8 protein-coding genes are annotated in these 10834 nt (G+C 43.6%); 7 read left to right on the forward strand and 1 reads right to left on the reverse strand.

The genetic code is table 11. The annotated features are described in order from the left end of the window. The 7 genes from I8752_RS20090 to fdhD form a co-directional block, all read left to right on the forward strand. Positions 1 to 182, forward strand: a 182-nt coding sequence (locus tag I8752_RS20090; protein ID WP_214434062.1) for a hypothetical protein, incomplete at its 5' end; no start/stop codon positions are given. Positions 183 to 491: 309 nt separating this feature from the next. Then, on the forward strand, positions 492 to 1064 hold the full coding sequence (locus tag I8752_RS20095) for a 3'-5' exonuclease (RefSeq protein WP_214434063.1): 573 nt from the start codon (positions 492 to 494) through the stop codon (positions 1062 to 1064). A gap of 117 nt (positions 1065 to 1181) precedes the next feature. Continuing rightward, positions 1182 to 2372, forward strand: coding sequence for a site-specific integrase (locus I8752_RS20100; RefSeq protein ID WP_214434064.1), 1191 nt, complete (start codon positions 1182 to 1184; stop codon positions 2370 to 2372). A gap of 70 nt (positions 2373 to 2442) precedes the next feature. Then, the gene (locus tag I8752_RS20105) at positions 2443 to 4665 is read left to right on the forward strand and encodes an FdhF/YdeP family oxidoreductase (RefSeq protein ID WP_214434065.1); all 2223 of its coding nucleotides are present in this window, start codon (positions 2443 to 2445) and stop codon (positions 4663 to 4665) included. A 23-nt stretch (positions 4666 to 4688) separates the two neighbouring features. Beyond that, on the forward strand, positions 4689 to 5477 hold the full coding sequence (locus tag I8752_RS20110) for an ADP-ribosylglycohydrolase family protein (RefSeq protein ID WP_214434069.1): 789 nt from the start codon (positions 4689 to 4691) through the stop codon (positions 5475 to 5477). Positions 5478 to 5535: 58 nt separating this feature from the next. Further along, positions 5536 to 6255 carry a Uma2 family endonuclease gene (locus I8752_RS20115; protein WP_214434066.1) on the forward strand — a complete coding sequence of 240 codons (720 nt, stop codon included), beginning with the start codon at positions 5536 to 5538 and terminating at the stop codon, positions 6253 to 6255. A gap of 478 nt (positions 6256 to 6733) precedes the next feature. Then, the gene (gene fdhD, locus I8752_RS20120; protein WP_214434067.1) at positions 6734 to 7567 is read left to right on the forward strand and encodes a formate dehydrogenase accessory sulfurtransferase FdhD; all 834 of its coding nucleotides are present in this window, start codon (positions 6734 to 6736) and stop codon (positions 7565 to 7567) included. 336 nt (positions 7568 to 7903) lie between these two features. On the opposite strand, the gene I8752_RS20125 is transcribed toward fdhD, so the two are convergent. Then, on the reverse strand, positions 7904 to 10834 hold a 2931-nt coding region (locus I8752_RS20125; protein ID WP_214434068.1), incomplete at its 5' end, for a DUF2157 domain-containing protein.

Consider the following 10834-nt stretch of genomic DNA (forward strand, 5'->3'; position numbering starts at 1 on the left):
TCGTTGACTGGGGTAAACAGCATCCAGGGGAGGTTTTGAAAGCCAGAATACTGCTGCAAGCCAGCCGACTGTTTGAGGGGATGCAACCAGATGAAATTAGAATCATCTTTGCAGCTCTAGCAGATCGGGGGGTGGGTCAAGTGGAAGGAGAAGGCGATCGCCTCGGCTGGAAGTGGTCGTAGTATTGTCTACAGTCTGCCTACAGTCCGTCTACACCTTGCTAGCAGCGCTTTAGGGGTGAATTAGCTAGCAAGTCTACAATACTGCCAGTTTTGCTGGAGATGACTTTAACCCCATCAGTACCTCCTCAACAGAGCGTCTACACCGTCTACAATTTTTCACTCCCAAAAATTCGGGTGTAGACGGCTGAAATTATTGTCAGAAGCGGATTTTAGCCTTTTGTAGACAAAATTTTTGAAAATGCGAACGCGTTATTTAGAGGAGCGCGATCGCAATCAGGTATCAACCAAAACTTAACACAGGGTTTAGCTATGAAAGACAAAAATCTTGCCACCATTTGGGCTAAAAATATTTTGACTGAAAATAACTGGTGCATTTTGGACACAGAAACGACGGATTTAAAACAGTCCCAAATATGCCAAATAGCGATTATCACGCCAGAGAGACCAGGCTGGCAAACACTCGTTAAGCCAACTATCCCAATTTCTGAAGAGGCGATTGAAATACACGGAATAACAAATGAGGCTGTAGAAGATGCCCCAACCTTCGATCAAGTTTTCTTAGAGTTAATGAGACAAATAGGTAACAGAGATTTAATCATTTACAATGCTGATTTTGATTTACGGGCTATTAAGAATTCTTTGAGAGTATACGGAATTCAGCTAGCATTCCCCACTAGCGATCGCCGACAATGCCGCATCTTTACAAACGGCGGCTCTATCCACTGTGCAATGCTTTGGTATTCCCAATGGGTAGGAGAGTGGAATGCTTTCCACGGTAATTACAAGTGGCAACCGTTAATCGGGGGCAATCATTCTGCATTGGGTGATTGTGAGGCCACTTTAAAAATAATTGAAAAAATGGCCGCAGAGAATGACGAATGAGGATAAGTAGATAAAACTCGATCCGCGAACATGAAAGCTAAGTTTACGCTTCAGAGTTTGCGGTTTTTTAATTTTTTGAAACAGACATTTACTGGCAAAGAAATAAATTAAATCGCGATGAGTGAGGACAAGTGGATCAGCCGTGACCCTAAAACAAAAAAGTTAGCGATCCGCTTTCGGGTGCAAGGATTCAGCAAGCAGTTCTACATTGCTAGCGGACTCAAGGACACCAAACGAAACCGCGAAATAGTTCGCTCCAAACGTGATGCCATCGTAAATGACATCACGCTGGAGCGGTTCGACTCAACACTAGAAAGCTATCGCTTTCGAGCAGCAGGTAAAGCTCCTGCTGTGGCGATCGCGCCTCAACCACCAAATTACCAATATGATTTACAGCAACTCTGGGAACGTTACACAGGGTTTCAGTCAAGCCAACTAGAGAAAACAACTATTCTTACTAAGTATTATTCCATCGCCAACCATATTGAGAGACTACCCACGCGATCGCTAGACGATGCCGCCAAAATTCGGGAATGGGCACTAGACAATTTGACTCACTACATGGCTTGGGAATTATTAAACTGCCTGAGCAGATGTTGCTCGTGGGCTAACGACTCTGCACTAATTATTGACAATCCGTTTGAGAAGCTGAAAATAAAAAAGCCTAAACAAAGGAGTGATGACGACGACCGACGGGCGTTTACCCTTGAGCAGCGGGATTTAATTATCGAAACGTTTGAAAATCATCCGCTACATTCTCACTACGCCCCTTTGGTAAAGTTTTTGTTTCTGACAGGTGCTAGACCAGGGGAAGCGTTCGCTTTAACCTGGGGAGACATTAGCGCTGATTGTTGCAAAGTCAACATCAACAAGTCTTGTAATGGGCATAGAGTTCGCAAGGGAACCAAAAACGGCAAGAAGAGAGTATTCCCTAGTAAGCCAGGGTCAAAACTCCAGAAAACTTTATTGGAGCATCGTCCTGCATTACACGAACCTGCTGATTTGGTGTTCCTGAGTAAAGCAGGCAAGCCAATGAGCAGCAGCGTAATGGTGAGTTTTTGGCATGAGTGGAAATCCGGCAGCAGGGAGAAAACCTACAAATACCCTGGGGTGGTCAAATCACTAGCTGATGCCGGGAATGTCCCCTACCTCAAGCCCTACGCTACCCGTCACACTTTCGCTACCTGGGCTATCAGCAATGGCATTAGTCCCGACAAGGTGGCTTTGTGGATTGGCGACACCGTGGAGACAGTTTTGAAATACTACTGCCATCCAGAGATAGTTAGTTCTGAGTGTCCAGATTTTTAGTTTTACTACTCATTTACTACTCAAAACGGTAGCCTAAAAGTAGTGGTTTAATTCATCTCTGAGCATCCTTATGTTGCCGAAACCCAAGAAAAATTGGACACCTGAGTATTGGGCGAGTTGGAAGCCCTTTGGCATTGGCGAACAGTACCCGAATAACTATTGGGAAGTCTTGCGGGCAATTTGGTTGTCCCGCGACCAACTACCTTATACATGGAATATCCTGAATCAGGGTGTGTGCGATGGTTGTGCTTTGGGAACAACCGGGATGAAAGATTGGACGTTAGATGGCATTCATCTGTGCAATGTTCGGTTGCGGCTGTTGCGGATGAATACCATGCCAGCTTTCGATCCTCTGTTGCTGGAAGATGTCTCCCAGTTGCAAAAGCAAAAAAGTGCTCAATTACGCGACTTAGGAAGGCTTCCTTATCCAATGATGCGGCAACGAGGGGAAAAAGGCTTTCATCTTGTTAGCTGGGATGAAGCTTTGGAGGTAATTGCTACTCGCATCCGCGCTAGCACGCCAGACCGCCTGAGTTTCTACATTACCAGTCGCGGCACGGTCAACGAAACTTACTACGCTACTCAAAAAGCCGTGCGGGCAATGGGATGCAATAATATTGATAATGCTGCCCGGATCTGCCATTCTCCCAGTACAGCGGGGCTGAAAGCTGCTCTCGGTGCGGGGGCTACCACTTGTTCTTATAAAGACTGGATTGGTACTGATTTATTGGTCTTTATTGGCTCTAATGTTGCCAACAATCAGCCTGTCACCGTCAAATATCTCCACTATGCTAAGAAAGCTGGTACGAAGATTGTGGTAATTAATACTTACCGCGAACCAGGTATGGAGCGATATTGGGTTCCCTCAATAGTGGAAAGTGCCCTTTTTGGTACAAAGTTTGCGGAAGATTTCTTCTTGGTTAATGCTGGCGGGGATATAGCATTTTTAAATGGTACAATTAAACATCTAATTGCCCACGACTGGGTAGACCAGTCATTTATTGAGCGCTACACTGCTGGTTTTGAAGAACTCAAGGCATCTTTTGCAAGCCAATCTTGGGAAGAACTAGAACGGCTTTCTGGTGCTTCTCGTGATGAGATGTATGCCTTTGCCAAAATGGTTGCACAAGCCAACAAAGCTGTATTTGTCTGGAGTATGGGCATTACCCAGCATGAGTGTGGCGAAGATAATGTCCGTAGTATCATTAATCTTGCTCTCACCAAAGGTTTTGTCGGTCGGGAAGGCTGCGGTTTAATGCCAATTCGCGGTCACTCAGGGGTACAAGGTGGTGCAGAGATGGGATGTTATGCAACAGTATTTCCTGGTGGCAAACCCATCAACTCAGAAAATGCTGTCCAATTAAGCAAACTTTGGGGCTTTGAAGTACCTACAAGTAAAGGTTTAATTGCACCAGAAATGATTGATGCCGCACATCAAAAACAATTAGATGTGTTGTTCTCGGTGGGAGGAAATTTCTTAGAAGTACTACCAGAACCTGATTATGTGGAAGAAGCTTTAAAGAATATACCGTTGCGGGTTCATATGGATATTGTGCTTTCCAGCCAAATGTTAGTAGAACCTGCTGACACAGTAGTGTTATTACCTGCCACTACTCGCTATGAAATACCAGGAGGAGTGACAGAAACTAATACCGAACGTCGGGTGATTTTCAGTCCAGAAATTCTGGGACCGCGCATTGGAGAGGCGCGTCCAGAGTGGGAAGTTTTTATGGAGTTGGCAAGGCGAGTGCGACCAGATTTAACAGATAAGCTGACTTTTGTTGATACAGCGGCTATGCGCCAAGAAATTGCCCAAGTCGTTCCCTTATATGCTGGCATTCAACATTTGCAGCAAGCTGGAGATCAGTTTCAGTATGGTGGGGCACATTTGTGTTTTGGCTGGAACTTCCCCACACCCGACGGTAAGGCACATTTTGGGGTATTGTTGCCACGCAAGAAAGAATTACCAGAGGGCTATTTTTTAGTAGCAACGCGTCGAGGCAAGCAGTTTAATAGTATGGTGCAAGAACGCAAGGATGCAATTACTGGGGCAGTACGCGAGGCAGTGCTAATAAATGTCTCTGATGCCGCAAAATTGGGTTTAAAAGATGGTGACGCAGTAATTCTTAAGAATAAGTTGGGTGAGTATAAAGGACAAGTGTACATTGCACCTATTCAGTCAGGCAACTTGCAAGTACATTGGCCAGAGGGAAATATACTACTTGATAAAACAAAGCGATCGCTTGAAGGTGTCCCTGATTATAACGCAGTAGTACGCCTGGAAAAACAATAAATCATTACACTCAAAAGATGGATATGCTAGGTGCGATCGCAGGTGACATAATTGGTTCGGTATATGAGGGAAAAAGCATAAAAACAAAGGATTTTCCGCTGTTTAGCAGACAATCTCGCTTCACTGATGACACAGTGCTAACAGTCGCAGTCGCAGATGTGATTTTGAACGCCGAGAAATTTCTGCACAGCAGTAGATACATCGACCAATTCAGGTGGTACTACCGTCGCTACGCTTATGCTGGTTATGGACGTAACTTTCGAGAATGGGCAAAATCTGATAGCAACGAACCATATTACAGTTTTGGTAATGGTGCGGCCATGCGAGTCAGCCCCATTGGGTTTGCCTTCAATGACTTAGATACCGTGTTACGAGAAGCCCAGCGCAGCGCGGAAGTTACCCATAATCATCCTGAAGGCATTAAAGGCGCTCAAGCAATAGCAGCAGTTATCTTTCTGGCGCGTACAGGTGAAGAGAAAATCGGGATTAAGTCCTATATTCAGACCAGCTTTGGCTATGACTTAGGACAAACCCTTAACCAAATCCGACCCAACTACCAGTACGATTCTACCTGTCAAGGTTCTGTTCCCCAAGCAATTATTGCCTTTCTCGAATCTACGAATTTTGAAGATGCTATCCGCAATGCAGTATCAATTGGTGGTGACAGCGACACTATTGCCTGTATGACGGGTGCTATTGCTCAAGCATATTATGGTGGCGTACCAAAAGCGATCGCCGAACAAACACTATCTCATTTAAATGAACATCTATGCACTATTACCGAAAAGTTTATGTTTCAGTACTGTGCATAAACTACGCCTAGATTTTAATTGCTAACCTAAAGTTAATATCACTTAAAGACTTGCTGCTATGTCCATCGCCAAAGATTTTGAAGCCCCAGAAGATGTTATATTTCCAAACGGGAATTTAGAAAGTAACGAACCGCCCTTGGAAACATACCTACATTTGCAGCAAATGTTGTTATTGATCAAATGCTTGGATTGGTGGTGGCGAGACCTTAATCACTTGAATAACTATTTTGCTGCTGGCAATATTAGCATTTATTACAGTCACCGCCAGCGTAAGAAAGAAGACGTTCGAGGGCCAGATTTCTTTGTGGTGTTAAACACTGAATACAAAATCCGTGACAGTTGGGTTGTTTGGGAAGAAGACGGCAAATATCCAAATTTGATTATCGAATTGCTGTCTAATTCCACCGCGTCTACTGATAAAGGACTAAAAAAACAAATTTATCAAGATATATTTCGCACTCCAGAATATTTTTGGTTTGACCCGAAAAATTTAGAATTTGCTGGCTTTATTTTAGTGGGTGGTACATATCAACCTATAGAACCTAACCCCCAGGGATTGTTGTGGAGTCAGCAATTAAGTATGTACTTGGGCGTTCATGAAAAAAAATTGCGTTATTTCACTGCGGAAGGACAGGTAATTCCTACACCTGAAGAAGTTGCAAAATGGGAAGCAGAACACGCCGAACAAGAAAAGCAACGAGCCGAACAAGAAAAGCAACGTGCCGAACGTCTAGCAGCAAAACTGCGAGAATTAAATATCGACCCAGAGAGTTTATAAAAATTGACGATACCTAGAAGCTGAAATTAAGCGATCGCCTGCAATGATGAGAATGCGATCGCACGATTTAAAAAATTTGAATTAGGTTTCTTCTACTGTTAAAATTCCTGACAGTATATCTACCACTAATATCATATTCGGATGAATGCTTATAATTAGGGCTGACGCAAAGACGCAGGGACGCGGAGAGTTTTTTTTATAAGTGATTAGGCGGACATGAGATGACGACCGAATAAAATTTATGACACGCTATCATCTGCGTACACGGGAATATCAAACTCTTTTTTATCAATTCGCACTTTACCTGCATAAATCTTAAAAAGAGGTTTGGCGTAGCTTCACAAAGAAAGGGTATGACTCGAAAGCAGTAAGAATACAGCAGGACTTTTTCTATAACTTTAGCAACTAGGAATATTCGTAATCTTATAGGGTATAAGAGGTAGGTGCAATCAATATTCTCACAACTCTAATTATCAAAATGCCTATTAAAAGCAAAATTAAAGCCCAAGTCTGGGTAGTCGAAAATGGCAAAAAGCGTCTTCGACAAGACCAACTAACCACTGAGGAACCTTTAGAAATTCGCCTTGTCTGCCAAACTCGCACAATAGCAGTTACTATGCGAACACCAGGAGCAGATTTTGAATTAGCTGCTGGTTTTCTTTACAGTGAAGGAGTAATTAATAGTAGGGAAGATATCCAACGCATCAGCTACTGTGTGGATGAGTCAGTAGACGGCGAGCAAAGATACAACATTGTGAATGTAGAATTGCGACAGGGTTTAATTCCAGATTTACAGCCTTTGGAACGCCACTTTTACACCAATAGCGCCTGCGGTGTTTGTGGTAAAGCTAGCCTTGAGGCTTTGCGTCTGCGGGGATATCCTGACATTCTCCCTAACCTAATGGTGACACCTGAAATCATCTACAGCCTACCAGATAAGTTACGGGCTGCTCAAGGTATCTTCACTGCCACGGGGGGTTTGCACGCTGCGGCTGTCTTCGATACTCAAGGGCAGCTATTGAACTTGCAAGAGGATGTAGGACGGCATAATGCTTTGGACAAATTAATCGGTACAGCTTTGCTGAGTGAAGAATTGCCTTTAAATAATCATATTCTCATGGTAAGCGGACGCTCTAGTTTTGAAATTTTGCAAAAATCCACCGCTGCTGGGATTCCCATTGTCTGTTCTGTTTCTGCCCCTAGCAGTTTAGCGATGTCTGTAGCTCAAGAATTTGGGATTACTTTAATTGGATTCCTGCGTGGCGAACGGTTCAATATCTACAGTGGATTAGAAAGGATTAATCATGATTGATTAATGTCAACAACTGATACCCCCAAAAATAATGATACAGATCCAAACCGAGGAACCTAGACAAAATAGCACTTTTCTTAATTACGAATTACGCCTAACGGGACTTAGACAAAAATGAAGCCCAAATGAAGCCCAAACTGGATTTATAAGCAGCAAACACGTCACGATGAACAGTTAGCCAATCGAAAAAGCGAAAAGACATAGCTGTTCTAAAAGCTTCTAAAGCATGGCGGCATGGCCGCGGGGGTGGTTTCTTTCATAAGCTTTTTTTCACGTGAAACCTATGCTGAGATAGTATTATACTCTTTTTTAATCTCTATTTTTGTTTAAGTCCCGTTATTCCCATTCCTGAAATTCTTCGCTGGTATTGCGAAGTAGAAAATTTAGTTGTGTGCGGCGAGTTTCAAAGTTGGCAGCAACGTAAATTAGTGCGATTCCAACTAATAAGCCAACCACCCATTTGAAAAAGGGATAGCGCAAGCTGAAAATTACTAATTGATAGATGCTAGTAATGAAAAAAGTCGCTGTACCAATATAGAGAAAAGCTCGAATTCGTAAAGCTAATCCAGCAAAAATGGCAATGAGGCTCAAAATTCCTGGGATTATCGCTGCATTTTGATGAAATAAAATTGCCCATCCACAAATTACACCGCTACCTACCATTCTTAAACTGTGACGAGCTGCTTTATATTCTGGCAACCTCAGTTGAGGATCTATCTGGGCAATATACAGCAGTGATAAGCCAATTAGCGATACATACCATAAAGCATCTGTGAGATGTAAGTAGTCAGAAAACCAGCGAAATATAGCCCAATCAATTAATATTACGCTGATATAGGTGAAACGAATGTTTTTACTAACTGCCAGGAAGATGTAGTATCCAGCTACTAGTAATAATGTGATGGGATAAATTTGCAGTTTAGTTTCCCATAAAATTATCAGTGGTATGATGTATGCAGCTATTTGCCAAGGTCTTTTAGACCAACCCCAACTTTCCCAAGGTAGGATATATAAAAAATAGGCGACTACGCAAGCGATCGCACCATTCCAAGGAACTAAAGGGCCAAGTAAAAATTTTCCTACTGCTGTCTCACGCCAATAAATTCTCATGCCGGCTACCTCTAATAAGCCGAGGTAAACCCAGATTTCTTGGATTGTGATTCTGCCAAAGATGCGCGGGGAAGCTTCAGAAATAGAGGATGCTGTCTGCCGTCCTTGAAAGATGGCATATCTAATCAAAAATACGCCAGTTGCTAATCCCAGCAAACGGTTAACCTGAATGGGAAAGGCAATGGCAGTCATTAATAAGCAGCTACTCCAAGCCCAGTGAAGATGGGCGATACCTTGCAATTCTTGCGGGGTAAGGCGTAAGTAGTTTACTAACCAAGGGGAAAGGATGCGATAGGCATACATAATGCTTGTGCCCAAGGCTGACATAGCAATTAAGCCATCACCTAATCTCCCTCCCGATGCTTGTGACATTTGATAGAACAAAAGTTCATAAGCAGAAATTGATACGCCAATGATGCCTAAATACAGTAACGGTTTGAAGCTATCTCTGCGTCGCCCCACACCAATAATAATCAAAGCTACCCCTAAAGAACACAAACCCGTCCAATCAGTAAAGGTGTTCAACCGCAGCACGACGCTGAATACAGCATAAATTAATGGCAAAATGTGGAAGCTATTGGGTAGCCTTTCTAATTGGTAACGCCGTCGCCACCACTCTCCCGCTAACTGAGTTATTAAACCTAAAGCGATATTTGCGAACGGCAAGCCGCGCTGCGCGAACGCTATTCTAATAGTGGAATGCTCCCCAAATCCCAAAATCTCAGCAATTAAGAGTTCCAAACACCAACCGATGCCATAAAATGCCCAATCTGTGGGTTCGCCCCAACTACGGTAGGCAATTGCCCCCAAGGTTACAGCAGTGGCTATTAAGTAAAATAATCCTGGTGCAATAATTCTCTGGTAAATTAATACTGAGTGCAGCGTCATGGCTAACAACTCAATGCTACACAAAGCGATCGCCCATTTATCAACTGCTACTGCATAGATAGCTGCTAATTCGTTATCGCGCCGGATCAAGGCTGTACGTGCTAACCATAAACTGAAAATAGCGATCGCTCCCACAATAAACCAACCTGCTATTGTCAAGCGTGGTAAACCTGGAACACCTTCCCAAAGCAATGCAACTATGAAAGTTAACCCATAACCTACCGTAATTACCGCAGTTACTTGGTTTCGCAAGTAGCGTGTATTGACAAACGTTACAGCCGCAGCTACAGCCAAACCAATTAATCTGGTTCCTGGTAAGAATAAAGTTAGTGCTTGTGCCATAGTTACAGCCAAGATACTCAAGTAACTGCTGATACTGCGGCGCTGTGCAGTTGTGCGACTGGCTAAAGCTGTGAGAGTTAAAGGCGTAATTAGCCAAATCGCTCCCCAATGACTTTGGCTACGAGTAATCCCAGTCCATGAGGATTCGACATTTAGCCACAATAGGGCAAAACTCACAGCAGCAAGCCCTAGCCCAATGTGCCAGGCGCTACGTCGCCATATGCCATTGCCAAGACTAAATATCCATTCCACTACCATTAAAGCTAATAAAATGCTTGCCCAGATTGGCAGAGTCAGAGTTGGCAATAGCCAATCAATTATCGAGCAAAACGTCAGCACTCCCATGGTATGAGTGAAGAGAGCAGGGGGAGCTGGGGAAGCTGGGGGAGATAAAGAACGGCGTTGAGTGATGACTGCGAGAGTAATTGTAGAAAATAAGAGATTTAGCGATCGCAATGTGGGATTTACTACAGCAAGTGTTGTTAAAAAAGTGCCAAACACCAGAAGAAGCAAATCGCCAAACTTAGCTAATTCTCGCTTTTGGTTGCGATACAGGCTATCTATAATCGCCACCATCACAATTACGTAGGGAAATAAAGCGACACCCAGTAATGCCCAAGGTTCATTTTGAGCGTTAGTGAGTTTTGTTGCAATCGCGATCGCCCCTGCTTGCACTCCAAATGGCACTAACCGCCAACCCAGCCAAATTGTTTGTAAACCTATGGCAAAAACTGCCGCCAAATCAATCTTTAAACTATGCCTCTGTAAGCGGTTGCCCACAAACCACAAACTCAACCCACTCACAGCTATTGCTTGCCCAGGATAATTTATTACCGCCACTAACCAACCCAAGAAGAGTAAAATACCTCCGAAGAGTTCCCAAGGTAATTGGGGAGTGGGGGATGAGGGGGATGAGGGAGATGAGGG

The sequence above is a fragment of the Dendronalium phyllosphericum CENA369 genome (assembly GCF_016056275.1).
Classification (GTDB): domain Bacteria; phylum Cyanobacteriota; class Cyanobacteriia; order Cyanobacteriales; family Nostocaceae; genus Dendronalium; species Dendronalium phyllosphericum.